The organism is Variovorax ginsengisoli (assembly GCF_030486595.1).
GTDB lineage: Bacteria > Pseudomonadota > Gammaproteobacteria > Burkholderiales > Burkholderiaceae_C > Variovorax > Variovorax ginsengisoli_B.
Window position 1 is genome coordinate 60,653 of record NZ_JAUJZH010000006.1, and the last position, 21,167, is coordinate 81,819.

Genomic DNA, 21,167 nt, shown 5'->3' on the forward strand with positions numbered 1-21,167 from the left:
CCACTCACGCGAGGCGCCCCATGAACGCAAGCACTGTCCAGGAGTCGATCCAGATTGCAGGTGCCGAACCCGCCGGTTGGCGGGGCCGGCTGCGGCGCTGGCGCGGCAGCACGTCGGAGTCGATCGTTCCCCGCCTCGCGGGCTATGCGCTGCTCGCCTTCGTCCTGTGGCTGGTGGTCACGACCCTGATCCAGCCGCTGGTGTCGAGGCAGGCCACCCGCACGGTGCTGCAGGCCCCCGTGCTGCTGGTCACCTCGCCGATCAGCGGCGTGGTGACGCACATGACGGTGCGTGCGCTGGACAAGGTCGATGCCGGGGCGGTGGTCGCCACGGTGCAGAACCCGACCATCGACCGCGACATCCTCACCACGCTGACCACCCAGCGCCTGGCCCTGCAAAGCCAGGTGTCGCAGCTGGCGAACCAGCTGCATGCCTCGGACGAGGAACTGCAGTTCGTCGAGCAGCAGGTCAAGCTGTACCGGCAGGCGTCGATGGCGCAGACCCGCGACGCCTGGCAGATCGCCCAGCGCCAGCGCGAGGTGGCGTTGACCAACGTGGCGGAGCAGGAGCTCAAGGTACGCCACACCTCGGCGATGCTCGACCAGGGCGCGGTCAGTCCGCAGGCGATGGACGCCGCCCAGGCCCAGTTGAGCACCTCGCGCGCCAACGCCGCGGTGGCCGAACAGGCCTATGCCGGGCTTGGCAAGAGCGTCGCGATCGCCAGCCAGGGGGCTTTCGTGAGCAGTGGCAGCGGCACGGTGTTCCAGACCCTGGTGAGCCGCCGCGAGACGCTCGCCGGCAGCATCGAGCGCGCCCAGCAGGACAGCACGGCGGTGCAGAAGCAGTTGCGCGAAGTGACCGCGCTCGAAGACGACGAGCGGCGCCGCATCGACCGGCTGGCCGCCTACGAAGTGCGCGCGCTGCAGGCCGGGCAGGTGCATACCGTGCTGATGCCGCAGGGCAGCTTCGTGCCCCAGGGAGCCACGCTGGTTCGGATGGTCGACTGCAACCGGATCGAAGTGGTGGCGGTGTTCGCGCCGCGGCTCGCCAAGCGGCTCAACATGGGCTCGATGCTCACAGTGACGACCGATGACAGCGGCCTGGAGGTTCCGGCGCGCGTCACGCAGTTGCTGCCGGTCGCGCCGGACGAACTGCAGAGCAGCTACATCGTCCCCTTCCCCTTCGCCGAGCAGGGTTCCGTCTATGCGGTGGCGCGCATCGAACCTTCGAGCGCCGACCCGGCGGTGCAGCGCAGCCTGTGTGCGCCCGGCAAGGTTGTGTCGGCCCGGCTGGGCGCGTAGCGGCGTCGATGGAGTCACGCCATGGCAAGCACTGCATCCACCTGGCGACACGCGATCCGCCTGGCCCTGGCATGGCCGATCGCCTGGGCGCTGCACGCCGGAACTGCGACGGCAGCGAGCGAGGTCCGGCAGGCGCTGGCGCAGCAAAGCTGCGAAGGATTGCGCCGCGCAGTAGCCACCGATGCGCGCGGCGATGCTTCAGCGCCGCTGCTGCTCGCGAGCTATCGCGTCGACACCGTCATCGAGGGCGTTGCGCCGCTGCCGCCGACGCTCGCGAACGTCGCCTTCGTCTACGACAACGCCCTGGCCGGCATCGCGCTGCTGGCCTGCGGCGAGACGGCCTCGGCCCTGCGCATCGCCGAGGCCGTCGTACTGGCGGTCGAGCGTGATCCGCACTACCTCGACGGCAGGGTCCGCAACGCCTACCGCGCCGGCCCGCTGGCCGAGGCGAGGCCCGTGCTGCCCGGCTACTGGGATGCCGCGAGGAATCAATGGATCGCCGACGCCTACCAGATCAGCACCGCGACCGGCAACGTCGCATGGGCGGCACTGCTGCTGCTGAACCTGAACCAGCAAGCACCCGCGCCGCGCTATCTCGACGCGACGGCCAGGCTGCTGGCATGGATCGAGCAGCGCACCCGCGCCACGGTCGATCCCGATGGCTACAACGGCGGCTGGTACGGCTGGGACGATGCGCAGAGCGCGCAGACCTGGAAGTCGACCGAGCACCACATCGACATCGCCATGGCCGCGGCCTGGGCGGCGCGCGCGAGTGCACAGCCCGAGCAGATGCGGCAGGCACGCACCGCGCTCGCCTTCGTGGCGCGCATGTGGAGCCCGCAGCAGCAGCGCTTTTTTATAGGCACCCTGGCCGATGGGTCGACCGTGTCGACCACCGGCTCGGGCCTCGACGCCCAGCTGTGGCCCTTGCTGGCCGCTCCGCCGGGTCATTGCCGCTGGCGCAGCGGCCTGGCGTGGGTCGAGCGAAACCACCGCTACGGCGACGGCTACGGGTTCTCGCAGCAGCCCGACGGCATCTGGACCGAGGGCAGCGCCCAGGCTGCCGCCACGCTGGCGGCCGTCACGGGCGCGGTGCCCGAGGCGCTGTGGAAGTTGCTGGCCGCGCAGCGCGCCGACAACGGCCTGTACTACGCGACACCAAGCCCGCGCATTTCGACCGGGCTGGCCATCGGGCCGGACTCGGCAGGCGCCGACTTCTTCTACTACCACTGGCCCCACCTCGGTGCCACCGCCTGGATCGCGCTCGCAGCGACCGGCTGGAACCCGTTCACAGGAAGCCCCACCGCCACAGGAGAGACGCCATGTTCGAGCTGATCGATTCGCCCGAGTTCAGGATCAACCTGATCGTCACGGGCCTGGCCCTGATGATGATCTTCCATGCCCGCGCCGACCGCCTCTGGCACCGCGCGCTGTTCGGCTTCCTGACCGCGCTGGTGCTGGTGCGCTACGTGGTGTGGCGGCTGGCCGAAACCCTGCCGCCGGCCGATCTCGGCTTCGGCACGCTGGTGGGCTGGGTCTTCCTGGTGTTCGAGATGGTGTCGATCCTCTACACCCTGATGTCGATCCAGATGCTGACCGGGCGGCGCGACAACCACGGGCTGGCCGACCGCGGCGAAGCCTCGCTGCGCGCGCGCGGCGCCGACGTGCCGGCGGTCGATGTCTTCATCTGCACCTACAACGAGGAACTCGGGGTGCTCGAGAAGACGATCCTCGCCGCCCAGGCGATCGACTACCCGCGCCTCGCGGTCTGGGTGCTCGACGACACGCGCCGCGACTGGCTGCGCGACTACTGTGCCCGCAAGGGCGTGCACTACGCGCGGCGCGCCGACAACGCCCATGCCAAGGCCGGCAACCTCAACAACGGCCTGCGCCAATCGGCCGCGGCCACCGACGCGCCGTACATCCTGGTGCTCGACGCCGACTTCACGCCACACCGCAACATCGTCTACCGGATGCTGGGCCTGTTCGACGATCCGAAGGTGGGGCTGGTGCAGACGCCGCAGTTCTACTACAACGCCGACCCGATCCAGCACAACCTGCGCGCCACCGACAGCTGGGTCGACGAACAGCGGGTGTTCTTCGACGTGCTGCAGCCGGCCAAGGACGCGGCCGACGTCGCCTTCTGCGTCGGCACTTCGTTCATCGTGCGGCGCGACGCCATCACCGCCGCCGGCGGCTTCCCGACCGGCAGCGTGTGCGAGGACATCTACACCACCTACACGCTGATGCGCTTCGGCTGGGTGACGCGCTGGCTGAACGAGCGGCTGTCGAACGGGCTGTCGGCCGACAGCATCGTCGACTACATCAACCAGCGCAGCCGCTGGTGCCTCGGCACCATCCAGGTAGCGCTGCTGCGCGACGGCCCGCTGCGCGGCAAGGGGTATCGCCTGGCGGCGCGCCTGCACTATGTGCACGGCCTGCTGCACTGGCTCAGCAAGCCGTTCATCCTGCTGATCCTGGCGGCGCCCGCGCTGTACTGGTATGCGGGCGTCTCGGCCTTCCACGCGACGCCTCGAGCCTTCGCACTCTACGGCCTGCCGCCGCTGGTCATGTTCTGGGGCTACACCTACTGGATCAGCCAGCGGCGCTGCCTGCCGGTGTTCACCGAGGTGACGCAGATCGTGGCGGCGATGGCCGTGACGCGCACCATCGTCACCTCGCTGGTACGGCCCTTCGGGCGCCCTTTCAAGGTCACGGCCAAGGGCCAGGACCGCTCGAAGACCGTGGTCCACTGGAACCTCGTCGCGGTCTTCGGCGGTCTCATCGTGGCGATGGAAATGGGTGCGCTCGACGCCATCGGCGGGACGATGAGCACCGGCGATGTCCTCAACGTGATCTGGACCCTGGTGGCCACGGTCTACTGCCTGGCGGCGCTGATCGCCTGCATCGACCGCCCGCGGCCGGACCATGACGAACGCTTTCCCTGCGACGCCCCCGCCACCCTGCGCAGCGCCGCCGGCGTCGGCGCCACCCACTTCATCGAGATCGCGGTGGACGGCGCGCTGTTGCGCGACAGCGCCCTGCTGCGCCGGATCCCGGTCGGCCAGCCGCTGGATGTCCATGTCGAGCAGGTCGGCTGGGTGCCCGCCTTGCTGGCGGACCACACGCCAGCCGGCGCCGAGCTGAGCTTCGCCTGCGACGAGACCGTGCACGACCGCCTGGTGCGCCATGTGTTCAGCCTGCCGCCGAGCCATGTCGCCACCCAGGTGCGGCCCGGCCGCGCGGTCATGGCCTTCCTCGGCAGCGCGGGCTGGCGCTGGCCCCGGGTTCCGGCGGCGTGGCTGCGCAGGGTCGCCGCGCCGGCACCGCTGCTGCTGGCGCTGGTGCTCGGCGTACTCGTGCTCGGCGGCTGCAGCCTGACGCCTGCGCTCAAGCCGGCCGATGTCGAGCTGCCGACCCAGTGGCCGACGGGCGCGGCCGTCGGCGACGCGGCACCCATGGCGTGGCAGGCCTTCGTGCGCGACGACGAACTCCGCGGCCTGGTCGCGACCGCACTGGCGCAGAACCGCGACCTGCGCGCCTATGCCGCGAAAGCCCGCGAGGCGCGCGCCGTCTACGCCGGCACGCGCTCCAGCCTGTTCCCCGAGATCGGCATCGCCGGCTATGCCCAACGGGGCGACATGGCGACTTCGCTGAGTTCCACCGGTGTCGTCACGAGCAACCAGGCGATCGGCCGGGTCGGCAACACCTACGCGGTCCAGGCCGGCGTCACGGCCTACGAGCTCGACTTCTTCGGCCATGTCGATGCCGGCGTCAAACAGGCCGGGGCGCAGGCGCAGGCCATCGACCGGGACTACGCCGCGGCGCGCATGAACCTGGTCGGCGAAGTCACGAACGCGTACCTCACGCTGCGCGCCGACCGCGCGCTGCTCGCCCTGGCCGAGGCCGACCTGAAGAGCCAGAGCGACAGCACCGACATCATGAAGCGCGCCCGATCGGTCGGCGGCACCTCCGACCTCGACCTGCTGCGCTCCCAGTCGCTGGTGCAGCGGGCCAAGGTCCAGCGCGAGGAGTTCGGCATGCGGGTCGGGCAGGACCTGCAGTGGCTCACGGTGCTGGTCGGCCAGCCGGTGGCGGCCACGACCGGCACCCAGCGCCCCTGGCCGGACCGTTCGGTGGCCGAGGTGCCGGTCGGGCTGCCGGCCAGCCTGCTGCAGCGCCGGCCCGACCTGCTGGCGGCCTATGCGCGCGTCGAAGCGGCGAACTCGGGCGTGGGGGCCGCCAAGGCGGCGTTCTATCCGACTTTCTCGCTGACCACGGTGGCCGGCGGGCTCAGCAGCGAGTTCTCGAACCTGCTGGGAAGCGGCAACCGCAGCTGGGCCACGGTGCTCGGGGTCTCGCTGCCGATCCTCGACTGGGGCCGCCGCTCGGCCAACCTCACGGCCAACGAGGAGCGGCTGGCCGCCGCCATGTCGGCCTACGAATACGCGGTGCAGCAGGCGCTGCGCGAGACCGCCAACGCGCTGATCGCCGACAGCCATCTCGGCCCGCAGCTCGAGGCCCAGCAAGGCCGCGTGCAGGCGCTCGAAAAGGTGGCGGCGATCTCGCGCACCCGCTTCCGCAACGGGCTCGAAGACTACTTCGCCGGCGCCGACGCCCAGCGCGAGCTCTACCTCGAACAGCGCCAGTGGATCGAGCTGCAGCTCAAGCAGGCGGTCAACCTGGTGAACCTGTACAAGGCGCTGGGCGGGGGATGGGACGAGGCGCCGCAGGCGCAAGCCGCGGCGGCGGCGTCGAGCGCCGTGCATTGAGCGCCTGGATCGTCGGCGCCGTCCCGCGTCATTTCCGCTCGCGCGCCTTGCGCTCGTACTTGCGCCAGTACTGGAACTCGTCCTCGTGGACTTCGATGTCCAGCTCGGAGATCCTGGCCTGGAGCCGCTCCTGCACTTCGGTCACGGCCCGGTTGTAGATCACCGGCCCGACTTCCTCGAGGAAAAAGCCGAGCAGCGCGCCCGCGGCGATGTTGCCGATGGGCTCTTCCATGTTCTCCCGAAAATATCGCTCGATAGAGGCGATGGCCTCCTTGCGGGCTTCCTTGCTGAGCTCGATGGTCATCGTGCGACATCTCCAGGTATCGGGTGCGGGGTCTTGGGATGATTCTGCCCTCGCCGCGGATCGCGTAAGCTCCCGTGCCTCCAACCGCCACCACTCGATCGGGGACCCTGGAACATGGCTGATTCGAAATTCGACACCGACTCGCTGCCCGGCGTCATGTCAACGGCCGCGTCGGACCTGCAAAGCCTGCGGCCGAGCCTGGTCGAGAACGCCTTGACCCAGGCGCTGCCGCTGCCCGACATCATGTTCGGCGGCGCGGTGCTGGTCTTCGTGGTCATGTTCCATGCCTTCTGGATCCGTGTGATCACGAGTTCCTTTCTCAAGCACACGAGCGCCTTGCACGTTCGGGCGTCGCTCTGGCGGGCCGACCTGCTGTTCACCGTCACGGTGATGATGCTGCTGGCGCTGCATCTGGCCGAAATCGTGGTCTGGTCGGCGGCGCTGATCTTCGGCGACATCGTCGACGGCTGGTCGACCGCGGCCTACTTCGCGGCCAACTGCTACACCGCGCTCGGCGAGCCGTTCTCGCTGCCGCGCGCCTGGCGGATCGTGCCGCCGATCATCGGGATCTCGGGCATCTTCGCCTTCGCCTGGACCGCCAGCGTGCTGGTCAATTTCGTCTCGCGCTACAACGACCTGCGCGCCGACATCCTGGGGCGGTCCAAGGCAAGCCAGCCGGCGCGGGCCGATAACATGGCGCCATGACCTCCCATGCCCAGGGCGACCCCGACCGCCCTCGCCCCCGCATCTACCTCGCCGGGCCCGACGTCTTCCTGCCGGACCGCGACCGCATCTTCGCCGCCCTGAAGGCGGACTGCGCGCGCCTGGGCCTGGCCGGCGTCGCACCGATCGACGCACCGCTGGCGTTGGCGGCCTCGGCCAGCGACGACGCCCGGGCCCAAGCCATCTACGAAGGCAACGTCGCGCTGATCCGCGAGTCCGACGGCGTGGTCGCCAACCTGGCGAGCTTTCGGGGCCAGGAGCCCGACGCCGGCACCGTGTTCGAGGTCGGCTTCGCGGTCGCGCTCGGCCTGCCGGTGGTCGGCTACGGCGTGCCGCAGGGCAGCTATGCGGAGCGCGTGCAGGCCGCGATCGCCTGCCGCCGCGATGCGGCCGGGGAGGTTACGGAAGCGGCCACCGGGACGGTGGTCGAGGGGCTCGGGCAGCCGCTCAACCTCATGCTGTCGCGATCGATCGATCTGGCACCGACCGCCGCACAGGCGCTCGAGCGGCTGGCCGGGAGGCTCGGCGCCGCCGCCTCACTCTGAAGCTTCGACCACCGGCCGCAGCCACTGCAGGGCATGGCCGCGCAGCGCCTCGATCTGCTGGCCGATCAGGGACAGCTCGGTGCGGATGAGCTGCGCCGCGGCGTCGCCGCCCTCGCCGTCGGTCGCCAGCAGGTCGGCCAGTGCCGGGCGCTCGTCCGCCGGGGCCGTGGCGGCCTCGATGGCCTCCGCTGACCCGCGCTCGACATCGGCCGCCAACGCCTCCAGCGCCTGGGCCGCGCCTTCAGCCGCACCGCGCGTCGCGACCGCCAGCGCCGGACTGCGCAGGGCGACGCGGTGGGCGCCGAGCGCCGACAGGTAGCTCAGCAGGGTGTGCGACTGGATCAGGAAGCGCAGCGCGACGCCGGCGCGCGGCCGCACCAGCGCCGGCTCGCGGAACATCTCGGACACCGCCACGGCCAGCGCCGCATCGGCGTTGTGGGCATTGCGCCGCGCCAGCCGGTAGGGCAGGTCGTCGCGCGCGCCGGCGCGGTACTGCTCGGCGATCTCGCGCAGATAGAGCGCCTGGTTGCGCATCGCCGCGGCCGCCAGTTCATTGAAGCGCCGGCCCTGCCAGTGCGGCAGCACCAGCACCATCGCCAATCCGGCGATCAGGCTGCCGATGGCGGTGTCGACCAGCCGCGGCACGATCAGCACGCCGCCGTCGCCGACCTGGTTGAAGCACATCAGCACCAGCACCGTCATGCAGGCGGTCGCCAGCAGGTAGCGTGCGCTGCGGGTGGCGAAGAAGAGCACGCCGGCCGCCACCGCCAGCAGCGCCTGCACCAGATGCTGCGGGAACAGGTCGAGCAGCGCCCAGCCGACCACCACGCCGACCGCCGTCCCCGCCATGCGCTGGCCCATGCGCGACATGGTGTCGCCCCAGGTCTGCTGGCAGACGAACAGCGTCGTCAGCAGGATCCAGTAGCCCTGGGCGGGATGGATCAGCCACATCACGCCGTACCCCGCCGCGAGCGCGATCGCCAGCCGCAGCGCATGCCGGAACAGGGGCGAGCGCGGCGACAGCTGGTGCCGCACGCGCTCGGCCGCATCGCGCCAGGAGCGCGGCGAGCGGTCGAGCAGGCCCATGTCGGTGCGCCCGGCGCGCGCGGTCGGCTCGCTGGCGCCGGCCAGCTGGCCATCGAGACGCTCCAGGTTGTGCGCCAGCGCCTCGATCGACGCCAGCAGGGCCTGCCGCGCCGGCTCGCGCGCGTGCGAGCGTTCATGCGCGATGGCGCTGCGCAGTTCGGCCAGTGCCTGCACCGTGGCGGTGTCGGCCACGAAGGGCTCGCGCCGCTCGATCGACTGCGCCAGCCGACGGCAGGCCTCGCCCTCCAGGTGCAGCACGCGCTGGCAGCGGTAGAGCAGGTCGCTGTGGAAGAAGGCGTCCGCCAGCGCGTTGTAGTCGTCGTGGGACGAACTCGCGCGTTCGTGCACGTCCTGGGCGATCAGGTAGAGGCCGCGGTAGCGCGCGATCCGGCCGGTCGGCGCCCGCGCGCCGATGCGGCGGAAGATGCTCTCCTTGGCAGCGTTGAGCTCGGCCACCACATCGGCATTGAGCTGCGCCAGCGACAGCCGCTTGCGCTCGATATCGATGCCGCGCAGCGGCTCGAACAGCGAGGCCTTGAAGCGCACGTAGTGGCCGAGCACCGAATACAGCCGGGCGAGCCGCGCCTGCACCGGCTGGGCCGGCAAGGCCAGGCACCAGGCGACCGAGAAGACGCCGTACCAGGCTGCGCCCGCGAGCAGCAGCAAGAGCTCGTGCAGGCGCTCGTCCGGGCCCGCGAGCGGGTGGTTGCCGATGCCGAGGGTGGTGTACATCGCCAGGATCAGCGTGGCGTAGGCGATCGCCTTGTAGCGCGCCTCGACCGCCCCGAGCATCGTGAGCCAGAAGGCCGCAAGCGCGAGGCTGGTGATGAACAGCGCCGGGCGGTCGATCAGGGCCGACACCGCGAAAGCCGCCGCCGCGAAGCAGAGCAGCGTGACGATCTGGGCCCGGTAGCGTCCCCGCGCGCTGTCGTCGGTTTCGGCCAGCGCGCTGGCGATGGCGCCCAGGAACAGCGGCGTCACGGCGTCCATCCGGTTGCTGGCGCCGCACGCCGCCATCAGGCTTCCGAGGGTGAGCAGCACCCGCAGCGCCTGTGCCTGCCCGGCGCCCCATCGGCGCAGCCGTTGCGGAAATGTCTCGATCACGAATGCGAGCATGCCACCGCTGTGCACGATGCGTGCCATGACCCTCCGGTTGCCGCAGCGAAGTCCAGCGGCCGCCGACGACGGCTCAGGCGACGCTGCTCGCGTAGTGCCGGGCCTTGTCCTCGTACATGGCCCGGTCGGCCCGCTGCAAGGCGGCTTCCAGCTGGTCGCCGGACCCGCAGGTCGCCACGCCGATCGCCAGGTGCACCACGTGGCCGCTCTGGCCGGCGTGGAACTGGTTGTTCAGGTCGAGCAGCGAGACGATGCGATCCCGCATGCCGGCAGCGCCGCGCTCGTCGGTGGCCGGCAGCAGCACGGCGAACTCGTCGCCGCCGATGCGCGCCGGCCAGCCGGGCGCATCGACCGCCTGGGTCAGCACCTCGCCGACCCGCCTGAGCAGGGCGTCGCCCGCGGCGTGGCCGTCCTCGTCGTTGACGCGCTTGAGGCCGTTGAGGTCGATCGCGACGACGGACACCGGCCACGGGCCCTTGCGCGCCAGCCGGTGCAGCTCCTCGGTGTAGAAGGCGCGGTTGCACAGCTGCGTCAGCACGTCGTGGCGGCCGAGGTATTCGAGGTAGGCCTCGGCTTTCTTGCGCGCCGTGATGTCGACCAGCGACACCAGCACCAGGTCCCAGGTCTGGAGGTGGTGCTGCAGCACGGTGAACTGCATGTGGATGTTGATCGGGTCGCCCGCGAGCGAGTAGTTCACGACTTCGCGCTGCTGGGAGGTCTTGTTGTTCCACAGGTCCTGCAGCTGGTCGGCGAACGAATCCTGCATCTCGTCGCGAAACACCCTGGGGATGTTGCGCAGCAGGTCGGCGGTGTCGGCGGCACCGAACATCCGCAGCGTCTCGCGATTGACGTCGATCACGCGAATCTCCTGCATGCAGCGCGTGACGAATTCCGGGTGCACCTTGATGAAGGTCGTGAAGTCGGTGATGCCGCGCTGCCGGATCTCGTCGAGCAGCTTCTTGACGGCGCTGAAATCCTCGACCCAGAGCGAGACCGGCGAATGGTTGAAGAGACCGCGGGCATAGCGCTCGGCCTCGGTGCGCTCGCGATAGGCCGCGACGCGGGCCGTGATGTCGTCGAGCGACACCAGCACGCGGCCCCAGCGGTCTTCGTGGCCCGGCAGGATGCGCAGGCGCACCTGCACGTCCAGGCGGCGGCCGTCGAGCGTGTAGTTGACCGTCTGGTTCTCCACGCTCAGCGCTCCCTGCCAGAGCTGCTCGAGTTCGTGCATGACGCAGTCCGCCATGTCGTCGCGGAAGACCTGGTCGAGGGCGGCCAGCAGGTGGTCCTGGCTGCGCGCACCGAACAGCGTCAGCGTGTGCTGGTTGACCCGCAGGACCTTGTAGCAGGCCATGCAGTCGCGGATGCGCGCGGGGTCGGCCGCCAGGTGCGCGGCCAGGTCGGTGACGCCGGCCAGGCGCCATTGGTCGAACAGGTCCTTGAGGCCGCTGTAGTCTTCGAGCCAGAGAGAGACGGGCGACAGATCGAACATCGACTCGAGGTCGGTAGACGCGGACATGGCTGCTGGCTTCCTGGGGACGGTGGCGGGGTCGGGACCGCCGATTGTCCACCCTAGCCGACGCGCCCTTCAGCCGCGCCGGTCGCGCCAGCGGTAGTACCTCACGGAAGGCGCGAGAAACCACGGATTGCCTGTGTAGAACGGCCGGGCCTGGAACGCCAGGCCGTCCAGCGCCGTCAGCCCCTCGGCCAGGCCCAGCACCTGCTGGCCCACGCGCATCCCGAAATAGCTCGCGGTGCCGACGCCGGCGCCGCAGCACCCCATCGCGTAGTGCAGTCCCTCGTGCCTGCCGACGTGCATCAGCTCGTCGAAGGTGTAGGCGACGAAGCCGCACCACGAATGGCTGACGCGCGTGCCCGCCAGCTCCGGGAACACCCCTCGCGAAGACGCCGTGCGCCCGTGCCGAGGGATACATCGAAGTCAGGGCGCTTTGGGAAACCAGTGTCGGCTGAGCGCTCGCATTTCAGCTCAATCCTTCGGTGATTGCTCCGGACGGCATCAGCCGGCCAAGAAGTGACGGTCGACCTCAAGCCTCGAAACCGGCGTCCATCCGGCCGTGCCTTGCGATGGCAACGGTTGAAGGTGAACGCTATGCCGCGGGAAGTGGGGGGCGGTTCTTGCGGTACGAGTTCTTGACGGCAATCTTTCCTTCCCGAAAAGTGAACACGTCGCATCCGTGGACCTCGACGCGCGAGCCGTCGGCCCGCGTCCCGGTGAATGTCCATTCGGACACCCCACGGTCGCCGCAAATGAAGTGACGAGGCTCAAGCCACTGCGCGTCGGGAAATGTCTTCCAAACGTCGGAAAATGCGGCCTGGACAGCCTTTGTGCCGATGTGCGAAATTCCGCAGATGTCGGGGCCGGCGGACGCCTCGAACACACAGTCGTCCGTCATGAAGCTCATGAGGGCTTCAGCATCGTGGCTGTTCCAAGCATCGGCGAAGGCCTGCAGGTTTGCAACGGTGACATTCACGTTTCACCTCCAGTTTGCAGTGACTTGGGAATTGTTGCTCAGGTGAGCCGACTGAGGCGCACCGGTCGCATGACATTCGGCCAGCAGTCGGCCGCGACAGGGTCCGAACGGCCACGACCGGACAGTCACTCGCCCGCCTGCTAGGACCGGTCTCGCTCGCCTACTTGCCGTTGGCTACTGGGCGGAAGCGCCCGTCGCGACCCAAGAGGCCTACGCCGGAATCAAGGGTTTACCCGTAAACCCTATGCGCGGTCAGCCGCGAGGCGAACTCGCTGCTCCTTGGGAGATCTCATCTGCCAGCGTGCGCAGCAGCGGCACATAGCGCATGGCAATCTCGCGATCTGTCACGGCGTTGTTTTGCAGAACTAGATTGATCGCGCCGATTGCGTGCTCGCCGATTCGTATCGGGAAGCCCACGGCCGTCACGCTGGCCTCGGTGAGCCATTCCCCCTTGTTCATCGCGTATCCACGTCGTCGCGTCTCCCGGAGCACCCGCTTCACATAGGCGCCGTCGCGCGCCATTTCTCCAATGGCGTCGCTGCGTTCCTGCAGCAACGATAGCGTGGCCTCGCGCTCTTCGTCTGCGCACCAGGTCAGCCACGCTCTGCCGAGCGAAGAGACGAGCATAGGAATGCGGATGCCGATCGTCGCGCGGTGCTGCGACAGCATGCTCACCCGGTGGGTGGATTCCCGCACGATCATGAAACCACCGTCTGGCGTGGCCAGGTCGCTCGGCCATGAAAGGGCGCGCAGATGCGCGCGCATCGCTGGCGCCGCCACCCGGTCGATCCAGTCGGCGCCCACGTACCCCTCGGACAAGCGTCTAACTTCAAAGCCCAAGGCATAGGACAACCCGTCGTCCTTGTGGTGCACCAAGCCTTCTGTTTTTAATGTCTCGAGCAGGCGCTTGACGGTGGTGCGGTGCAGTCCGGTGACGCGAGCCAGTTCCACGACCCCACCAATGCCGCCGGGCATCGCGTTCAAGGCCCGCAGCACGGCCAGCCCGCGGCTCAGGCCGCGCACCTCCCGGTAGAGGGTCGAGTCCCCAAAACTTGCGGATACGGGCATTCGTCGCCTTCATTCGGTGCACTGTGTGCACGGACTATACGACTTGAGGTCCCCCTCAGACACTGCCAACCAGTCGCAAGGAATGCGACGACAGAAGCCTCAACCACCCTATTCAGGAGACAAGATGTCCATCACTCGCCGTGCCCTTTGCACCATTGTCGCATTGGGTTTCGCCGCCAGCCCATCCTGGGCACAGGAGTGGCCTGCCAAGCAGCCCATCAAGATCATCGTGCCGTATCCGGCCGGCGGCAATGCCGACTCGGCGGCGCGCGCCGTCGCAGAGGCGGCGTCGGCCAATCTCAAGCAAACCATCATCATCGACAACCGCCCCGGCGCGTCCTCGATCATCGGCACGGAAGCCGTGGCCAGGGCGCCGGCGGACGGCTACACGATCGGGGTGGTTTCGGATTCCCACGCCATCAACCATGCGATGGCCAAGCTGCCGAAGGCCGCAGACGTGCTCGGCGCCAAGGTGCCCTACGACGCGCTGAAGGACTTCGCTCCCGTCTCAGGAATGATCATCGTGCCGCTGGTGCTCGTGGTGAATCCCAAGGTACCGGCTCGTACCGTGAAGGACCTGGTCCAGCTGTCCAAGGACAATAAGAACTCCGGCCTGAACTTCGGCACCATGGGAACGGGAAGCCCGTGGTTCATCCACATGCATCAGCTGCGCGGCTTGACGAAGGCTGACTTCGTGGATGTGCCCTACAAGGGTCTGGCGCCGGCGGCCACGGATCTGCTGGCGGGACAGATCGACACGATGGTCATGCCGGTGCACTACGCACAGCAGTACATCAAGGCGGGCAAGCTGGTGCCGATCGCCACGCTGGGCGCGCAGCGCCATCCATTGCTGCCCGAGGTTCCGACGCTTGCCGAAAGTGGCTACCCGGGCCTGGCGATCTCCAACTACCTCTTCTTTGTCGCACCGGCCGGGACCCCGCCGGCCATCGTGGACAAGCTGGGCCGCGAGTTCAACGCGGCCCTCAAGCAGCCGGCGATGAAGGACAAGCTGGGTATCTCGGGCGACCCCTACCCGGCGGACTCTGCCGAACTGGCAGCCCGTGTGCGCCGAGACATCGAGACCTATGGCTCGGTAATCCAGGCAACGATCAAGTAACCAAGCAGGGAGGCCAATCATGACCCGATCGCAGGAATTTCAAACCGACGTGCTGGTGGTGGGCACCGGCCCGATGGGGGCGACGACCGCACTTGCACTGGCAACGTACGGCGTGCGCGTGCACGTGGTCAACCGCTACAACTGGACGGCCAATACACCGCGTGCGCACATCACCAACCAGCGCGCCATGGAAGTGCTGCGCGACCTGGGCGTTGAGCAAGAAGCCCGGCGCGATGCCACACCTTGGGAGTGGATGGGCGACACCCTGTTCACCACCAGTCTTGCCGGACCGGAGATCGCCCGGCTGCGCACCTGGGGCACCGGCGACGAGCGCGTCGGAGACTACCTGCAGGCCAGCCCCTGCCCAATGATGGATCTGCCGCAGGACCAGATGGAGCCACTGCTGGTGAAGAACGCCGTCGCGCGCGGGGCGATCTTTTCCTTCAACACCGAGTACCTAAGTCACGAGCAGGACACGTCGGGCGTGACAGTGAAGCTGCGCGATCTGCTCACCGGCCGCGAGTATCAGGTCAGGGCGCGTTACCTTGTTGGCGCAGACGGTGCCAAATCCAAGGTCATGGACGATGCAGGCCTGAAGGTGGAGGGGCAACTGGCGCGCGCTGCCACCGCCTACGTTCTGTTCACGGCCGACCTCACGCGCTATGTGGCCCACCGACCCAGCATCCTGTACTGGATGGTGACTTCCGACGCCTCTTTTGGCGAAATCGGCATGGGACTGTTGCGAGCCATCAAACCCTGGAACCAATGGATCGCGGGCTGGGGTTTCGACATGTCGAAGGGCGAGCCCGATTTTTCGCCCGAAGAAGTCAAGCGCAAGGTGCGCGCGCTGGTCGGCGACCCAGACTTGGAGTTCAAGATCGACAGCACGTCGGTCTGGTACGTCAATCAAGCACATGCGCCTGTCTACTCCTCCGGCCGCGTCTTCTGCGGCGGCGATGCAGTCCACCGCCATCCGCCCTCGAGTGGCCTGGGCTCGAACACGTGCATGCAGGACGCCTTCAACCTGGCCTGGAAACTGGCATTCGTGGTCAAGGGGCACGCTGGCGAGCAACTGTTGGATTCCTACACCCTCGAGCGCGCTCCGGTCGGCGCGCAGATCGTGAAGCGCGCCAATCAATCGCGACTGGACTATGCCCCGCTCCAACAGGCCTTCCGCAAAGCAGGCGCACCGGATCCGCTCGCCGCCGGGATCGACGAACTCGCCGATCCGGGTGCGGCGGGCATCGCCCGGCGCTCTGCGTTGGCCGAGGCATTGAAGCTGAAGAACTACGAGTTCAATGCGCAGGGCGTCGAGCTCAACCAGCGCTGCGTATCGGAGGCCGTCATTCCGGAGCCCGACGCAACCGAGGAGGTCTGGAAGCGCGACCCGCAGCTCCACGTCCAACCCACGACGCGCCCTGGCGCCAAGCTGCCTCACGCCTGGCTGGTGGGCCAGGACGGGCGTCGCGTGTCGACGCTGGATCTCACGGGCAAGGGCAAGGTCTCGCTGGTAACGGGGATCGCCGGTCAAGCCTGGGCGGACGCTGCGAAAGAGATGGACCTGCCGTTCCTCCGCACCGTTGTGATCGGAGGCCCGACCGCCCAGGACGTCTACTGCAGTTGGCACGCGGTCCGTGAAATCGAGGAAGCGGGTGCGTTGCTGGTGCGGCCCGACGGTGTCGTGGCTTGGCGCAAGCAAGCTGGGGTGGTGGATTCCGCGCAAGCCCGAGAGGAGCTTGAGCAGGCCCTGGCCTCGTTGCTGGACCAGAAGTCGCGGGTGTTGGAGGCGGCGTGATGGAACGCGCATTCCTGGGCATCTCGCATTCACCGCTGATGGGGCTCAACCCCGTCGCGCCGCCAGTGGAGCAAGCACTGAAGGTCGCCATTGCCAGCGCACGCGATCAGGTCGTGGCATTTGCCCCGGAGCTCGTCGTGCTCGTGGCGCCGGATCACTACAACGGCTTCTTCAACGAGCTGATGCCGCCGTTCTGTATTGGCACGCAGGCGCGCTCGGTGGGTGACTATCTGACGCCGGCTGGTGACCTCCATGTGGATGCCGACGCGGCGGTGGCACTGGCCACGCGACTGATGGATGAGGACTTCGACCTCGCTGTATCGCGTCGCATGCAGGTTGATCATGGGTTCGCACAATCGCTGCAGCTTCTGTGGGGTGGCCTGGACACGCCGCCCGTGCTGCCGATCTTTCTGAACGCGGTCGCCCAGCCAGGAATCCCGCGTCTGCGCCGCTGCCGAGCGTTGGGAGAGGCCATCGGCCGCTTCCTCGACAAGGAGCCGCGGCGCACCCTGCTGATTGGCTCCGGCGGCCTCTCGCACGAGCCGCCGGTCCCTACGCTCTCACACCCGGACGCGGCCGTTCGCGAACGCATCACCCACCGCAGCGAGCCGACGCCAGAGGAGCGCGAGGCCAAGACACAACGTGTGATGGCCGCTGGCCTCGCGCTGGCAGCCGGCGACAGCGCCATGAAGCCCATCAACCCGGATTGGGACCGCCGGTGGATGGACGGTCTGATCGATGGCGCGGCGGGCCTCGATGCGCTGTGCGCGATGAGCGAGGACAGCATCGAAAGGGAGGGCGGCCTGTCGGCTCATGAGTCCAAGAGCTGGCTCGTCGCGCGCAGCGCCCTCGACGTGGACCGTCCGCTGACCTGCACCTTGCGCCACTACCAGGCCATCCCCGAATACATCGCCGGCTTCGGCCTCATGTTGCTAAAGCAACCCAACTGAACAGGAAGATCAAATGGACCCCCGCATCGAACAGTGGGCCGAGCGCTTGCGCATGGCCGAGTCTCAACGAGAGCCAATCGCGCCCTTGCGGGACGAACTCGGCACTGACGCGGACGGCAGCCTCGCCTACGCCATCCAGCAGGCCAACGTCGCGCATGCCGTTGCGCAGGGACGGCGGGTGGTGGGCCGCAAGATCGGGCTGACGTCGCCTGCCGTTCAACGCCAACTTGGCGTGGACCAGCCCGACTTTGGGACGTTGTTTGCCGACATGCTTTATGGGGACGATGAAGAAATCCCACTGTCGCGCACGCTGCAGCCCAAGGTCGAGGCCGAAGTCGCGCTGGTACTCGAGCGTGACTTGCTGGCAGCCGATACCACGCTGGTGGAACTGATCGGCGCTACGGCCTACGTCCTGCCAGCCATCGAGATCGTTGGCAGCCGAATCGCCAATTGGAACATCCGCTTTGCGGACACGGTCGCCGACAACGCCTCCAGCGGCCTGGTCGCGCTGGGCGGCGTACCGACCAAGCTCAACGCCTTGGACCTCAAGTTGTGTGGCATGACGATGCTGCGCGGCGAGGAGGCCGTGTCGAGCGGCAGCGGTGCGGCGTGCCTCGGCCATCCCCTCAACGCCGCTGTCTGGCTGGCACGAAAGCTGGCCTCTCTTGGTCAACCGCTGCGCGCGGGGGACCTGGTCCTCACGGGGGCGTTGGGACCCATGGTTCCCGTACTGCCAGGCGATCACTTCGAGGCACGTATCGAAGGAGTGGGCAGCGTTCGCGCCCGCTTCTCCGCAGCATGAGCCAGCCCACCGAACCCCACGCGGCCGCCGAAGCCTTCGCAGTCGCATCACCCCAAAAGGAACATTCATGACCCGCAAACTGAAGGCCGCAATCATCGGCAGCGGCAACATCGGTACGGACTTGATGATCAAGATCCTACGCCACGGCCAGCGCATCGAAATGGGGGCGATGGTCGGCATCGACGCCGCGTCCGACGGGTTGGCACGTGCCGCGCGCATGGGCGTGGCAACCACCCACGAAGGCGTGCAAGGTCTCTCGCGCCTGCCCGTTTTCGATGACATCGACATCGTTTTCGACGCCACCTCTGCCGGCGCGCACATCAAGAACGACGCCTTCCTTCGCAGCCTCAAGCCCGAGATCCGCCTCGTAGACCTCACGCCCGCAGCGATCGGTCCGTACTGCATTCCTGTGGTCAATGGCCAGGCGCATCTGGACGCGCTCAACGTCAACATGGTCACGTGCGGTGGACAGGCAACGATCCCGATGGTGGCGGCCGTCTCGCGCGTGACGAAGGTTCACTACGGCGAAATCGTCGCCAGCATCTCGAGCAAGAGTGCCGGGCCCGGCACACGCGCCAACATCGACGAGTTTACTGAGACGACGTCCAAGGCCATCGAGGCGGTTGGCGGCGCTGCCAAAGGCAAAGCCATCATCGTGCTGAACCCGGCCGAACCGCCGCTGATGATGCGGGACACGGTCTACACACTGAGCGACTTCGCCGATGAGGACGAGATCGCCGCTTCCGTCGAGCGCATGGCCGCAGACGTACAGGCCTATGTTCAAGGCTATCGCGTCAAGCAGAGGGTGCAGTTCGACCGCATCGAGGCCGACCGCCCGATCCGCATTCCCGGCGTGGGAGCGCGCGTGCACGGGCTGAAAACCTCCATCTTCCTGGAGGTAGAGGGCGCTGCGCACTACCTGCCTGCCTATGCCGGCAACCTCGACATCATGACCAGCGCCGCCTTGCGCACCGCCGAATCCATGGCCGAGCGGATGCTCACCGCCGTGCCAGCCTGAAGGAGACACCGATGAGCCATCAACCCGAAAAGAAGATCTACATCTCCGATGTGACCCTACGTGACGGCAGCCACGCCATTCGCCACCAGTACAGCGTGGAGCAAGCCAAGCAGATCGCCAAGGCGCTCGACGAGGCCAAGGTCGATTCCATCGAGGTCGCCCACGGCGACGGCCTGCAGGGCGGCAGTTTCAACTACGGCTTCGGCGCCCACACCGATGTCGAGTGGATCGAGGCGGTCGCCAGCGTGGTCAAGCACGCGAAGATTGCAACGCTACTGCTGCCTGGCATCGGAACGGTGCACGACCTCAAGGCGGCCTATGAAGCAGGAGCGCGCATCGTGCGCGTGGCGACGCATTGCACCGAGGCCGACGTTTCGAGACAGCACATCGAGTATGCGCGCCATCTGGGCATGGAGGCCGTGGGATTTCTGATGATGAGTCACATGACCACGCCGCAAGCGCTGGCCGAGCAGGCCAAGCTGATGGAAAGCTATGGCGCGACCTGCTGCTACGTGGTGGACTCCGGCGGTGCGTTGAGCATGAACGACGTGCGCGACCGCTTCCGTTCATTCAAGGATGTGCTCAGACCGGAAACGCAGACGGGCATGCACGCGCACCACAACCTGAGCCTGGGCGTCGCCAATAGCATCGTCGCGGTTGAAGAAGGCTGTGACCGCGTCGACGCAAGCCTGGCGGGGATGGGCGCCGGGGCGGGCAACGCACCGCTGGAGGTGTTCATTGCCGCAGCCGCGCGCATGGGCTGGAACCACGGCACCGACCTCTACAAGCTCATGGACGCGGCCGACGACATCGTCCGCCCTTTGCAAGACCGTCCCGTTCGCGTGGATCGCGAGACGCTGGCGCTCGGCTATGCCGGGGTGTATTCGAGTTTCCTGCGCCATTCGGAAGCAGCCGCCGGCAAGTACGGTCTGAAAACGGTGGACATCCTGGTCGAGCTGGGCAAACGCCGCATGGTCGGTGGTCAGGAAGACATGATCGTTGACGTGGCCCTTGACCTGTTGAAGGGCGTCGAACACGAGCGCGTTCACCAGCCGCCCACCATGAGCGAAGCCGCCTGAGTCCCTTTTCCCGAAATCAACACATCCGAGACCGAGTCATGTCCACCAACAACGCTCCCATCACCGAATCCGACACAAGCCGCTTCGTCCGCATCAAGGAAGGCGACCTCGACCTACAACTGCACTGCAACGATGCCGGTAGCGGCGCCGAGACTGTGGTGATGCTGCACGGCTCGGGCCCCGGCGCAAGCGGCTGGGCCAATTTCAACCGCAACGTCGAGCCGTTCGTGGCCGCCGGCTACCGCGTCGTCCTGATGGACTGTCCGGGCTGGAGCAAGAGCGACCCAGTAGTCAGCACCGGCTCGCGTTCCGACCTCAATGCACGGGCGCTCAAGGGCCTGATGGACGCCATTGGCCTCGACAAGGTGCATATCGTCGGCAACTCGATGGGTGGGCACAGCGCGGTTGCCTTCGCGCTGGCCAACCCCGAACGCGTGGGCAAGCTGGTGCTGATGGGTGGCGGTACCGGGGGGCTCAGCCCGTTCGTGCCGATGCCCACCGAGGGCATCAAGCTGATTGGCGCCCTGTACCGCGATCCGACGATCGAGAACCTCAAGCGCATGATGAACGTGTTTGTCTACGACACGAGCAACCTCACCGAAGAGCTTTTCCAGGCGCGCCTGGAAAACATGCTCAGCCGCCGCGATCACCTCGAGAACTTCGTCAAGAGCACCGAGGCGAACCCGAAACAGTTTCCCGATGTAGGGCACCGACTCGGCGAGATCGCGGCTCCGACGCTGTTGGTCTGGGGGCGCGACGACCGCTTCGTTCCGCTGGACATCGGCCTGCGGCTGGTGACCGGCCTGCAGAAGGCCGACCTGCACGTGTTCAGCCGCTGCGGCCACTGGGCGCAGTGGGAGCACGCCGACAAGTTCAATCGCATGGTGCTGGACTTCCTGGCGCGCTGAGCTAATCCGGGCGCTGATCTTTCCTTGAACGCCTCGCTCGATGCGCGGCGATTGGACACCCGCGTCCGGAGGTCTGTGCGAATCGAAAGGA

General features: G+C 67.7%; 18 protein-coding genes. 12 read left to right on the forward strand and 6 right to left on the reverse strand.

The genetic code is table 11. From position 1 onward, the window contains the following. Positions 1 to 20 precede the first annotated feature (20 nt). Genes QZH52_RS10230 through QZH52_RS10240 form a run of 3 tightly spaced genes read left to right on the forward strand, consistent with a single transcriptional unit; the run spans position 21 to position 6,073 of the window. Positions 21 to 1,301, forward strand: coding sequence for an HlyD family secretion protein (locus QZH52_RS10230; protein WP_301807685.1), 1,281 nt, complete (start codon positions 21 to 23; stop codon positions 1,299 to 1,301). Positions 1,302 to 1,322: 21 nt separating this feature from the next. Further along, positions 1,323 to 2,636, forward strand: a complete 1,314-nt coding sequence (locus QZH52_RS10235; RefSeq protein WP_301807686.1) for a hypothetical protein — start codon at positions 1,323 to 1,325, stop codon at positions 2,634 to 2,636. Continuing rightward, positions 2,624 to 6,073 (forward strand): efflux transporter outer membrane subunit, encoded by a 3,450-nt coding sequence (locus tag QZH52_RS10240; RefSeq protein ID WP_301807688.1) that lies wholly within the window; start codon positions 2,624 to 2,626, stop codon positions 6,071 to 6,073. The genes QZH52_RS10235 and QZH52_RS10240 overlap by 13 nt, the downstream gene beginning before the upstream one ends. Before the next feature lie 28 nt (positions 6,074 to 6,101). Here QZH52_RS10240 and QZH52_RS10245 read toward each other — a convergent pair whose 3' ends face one another. Further along, the gene (locus QZH52_RS10245; protein ID WP_301807691.1) at positions 6,102 to 6,377 is read right to left on the reverse strand and encodes a DUF2164 domain-containing protein; all 276 of its coding nucleotides are present in this window, start codon (positions 6,375 to 6,377) and stop codon (positions 6,102 to 6,104) included. A 114-nt stretch (positions 6,378 to 6,491) separates the two neighbouring features. Here QZH52_RS10245 and QZH52_RS10250 point away from each other — a divergent pair, with 114 nt between their 5' ends. Continuing rightward, positions 6,492 to 7,082 carry a hypothetical protein gene (locus QZH52_RS10250; RefSeq protein ID WP_301807693.1) on the forward strand — a complete coding sequence of 197 codons (591 nt, stop codon included), beginning with the start codon at positions 6,492 to 6,494 and terminating at the stop codon, positions 7,080 to 7,082. Further along, positions 7,079 to 7,645, forward strand: a complete 567-nt coding sequence (locus tag QZH52_RS10255; RefSeq protein WP_301807694.1) for a nucleoside 2-deoxyribosyltransferase — start codon at positions 7,079 to 7,081, stop codon at positions 7,643 to 7,645. The genes QZH52_RS10250 and QZH52_RS10255 overlap by 4 nt, the downstream gene beginning before the upstream one ends. On the opposite strand, the gene yccS is transcribed toward QZH52_RS10255, so the two are convergent. From yccS to QZH52_RS10280, 5 genes are all read right to left on the reverse strand, one after another. After that, the gene (yccS, locus tag QZH52_RS10260; protein ID WP_436411565.1) at positions 7,637 to 9,847 is read right to left on the reverse strand and encodes a YccS family putative transporter; all 2,211 of its coding nucleotides are present in this window, start codon (positions 9,845 to 9,847) and stop codon (positions 7,637 to 7,639) included. The genes QZH52_RS10255 and yccS overlap by 9 nt on opposite strands. A gap of 73 nt (positions 9,848 to 9,920) precedes the next feature. Continuing rightward, positions 9,921 to 11,366, reverse strand: a complete 1,446-nt coding sequence (locus QZH52_RS10265; protein ID WP_301807701.1) for a sensor domain-containing diguanylate cyclase — start codon at positions 11,364 to 11,366, stop codon at positions 9,921 to 9,923. Between the two features lie 69 nt (positions 11,367 to 11,435). Further along, positions 11,436 to 11,741, reverse strand: a complete 306-nt coding sequence (locus QZH52_RS10270) for an FAD-dependent oxidoreductase (RefSeq protein WP_301807705.1) — start codon at positions 11,739 to 11,741, stop codon at positions 11,436 to 11,438. 214 nt (positions 11,742 to 11,955) lie between these two features. Further along, complete coding sequence (locus QZH52_RS10275; protein WP_301807707.1) at positions 11,956 to 12,339, reverse strand: nuclear transport factor 2 family protein; 384 nt, start codon at positions 12,337 to 12,339, stop codon at positions 11,956 to 11,958. A 252-nt stretch (positions 12,340 to 12,591) separates the two neighbouring features. Then, positions 12,592 to 13,407: a DNA-binding transcriptional regulator gene (locus QZH52_RS10280; protein ID WP_301807709.1), complete on the reverse strand. Its 816-nt coding sequence runs from the start codon at positions 13,405 to 13,407 to the stop codon at positions 12,592 to 12,594. A 124-nt stretch (positions 13,408 to 13,531) separates the two neighbouring features. Here QZH52_RS10280 and QZH52_RS10285 point away from each other — a divergent pair, with 124 nt between their 5' ends. The 7 genes from QZH52_RS10285 to QZH52_RS10315 all read left to right on the forward strand — a co-directional run bounded on the left by QZH52_RS10285 (position 13,532) and on the right by QZH52_RS10315 (position 21,076). Then, positions 13,532 to 14,524 carry a Bug family tripartite tricarboxylate transporter substrate binding protein gene (locus QZH52_RS10285; protein ID WP_301807711.1) on the forward strand — a complete coding sequence of 331 codons (993 nt, stop codon included), beginning with the start codon at positions 13,532 to 13,534 and terminating at the stop codon, positions 14,522 to 14,524. A 19-nt stretch (positions 14,525 to 14,543) separates the two neighbouring features. Beyond that, entirely contained in the window at positions 14,544 to 16,319 is a 1,776-nt protein-coding gene (locus tag QZH52_RS10290) for an FAD-dependent oxidoreductase (RefSeq protein WP_301807713.1), read from the forward strand. Next, a complete protein-coding gene (locus QZH52_RS10295; protein WP_301807716.1) occupies positions 16,319 to 17,269 on the forward strand; it encodes a 3-carboxyethylcatechol 2,3-dioxygenase in 951 nt (316 codons plus the stop codon). Before QZH52_RS10290 ends, QZH52_RS10295 begins: the two co-directional genes overlap by 1 nt. Before the next feature lie 13 nt (positions 17,270 to 17,282). Continuing rightward, a complete protein-coding gene (gene mhpD / locus QZH52_RS10300; RefSeq protein WP_301807719.1) occupies positions 17,283 to 18,071 on the forward strand; it encodes a 2-keto-4-pentenoate hydratase in 789 nt (262 codons plus the stop codon). Between the two features lie 67 nt (positions 18,072 to 18,138). After that, positions 18,139 to 19,089: an acetaldehyde dehydrogenase (acetylating) gene (locus QZH52_RS10305; protein ID WP_301807723.1), complete on the forward strand. Its 951-nt coding sequence runs from the start codon at positions 18,139 to 18,141 to the stop codon at positions 19,087 to 19,089. 11 nt (positions 19,090 to 19,100) lie between these two features. Next, on the forward strand, positions 19,101 to 20,168 hold the full coding sequence (gene dmpG, locus QZH52_RS10310) for a 4-hydroxy-2-oxovalerate aldolase (protein WP_301807726.1): 1,068 nt from the start codon (positions 19,101 to 19,103) through the stop codon (positions 20,166 to 20,168). A 38-nt stretch (positions 20,169 to 20,206) separates the two neighbouring features. After that, positions 20,207 to 21,076, forward strand: coding sequence for an alpha/beta fold hydrolase (locus QZH52_RS10315; protein WP_301807730.1), 870 nt, complete (start codon positions 20,207 to 20,209; stop codon positions 21,074 to 21,076). Positions 21,077 to 21,167: the final 91 nt, after the last annotated feature.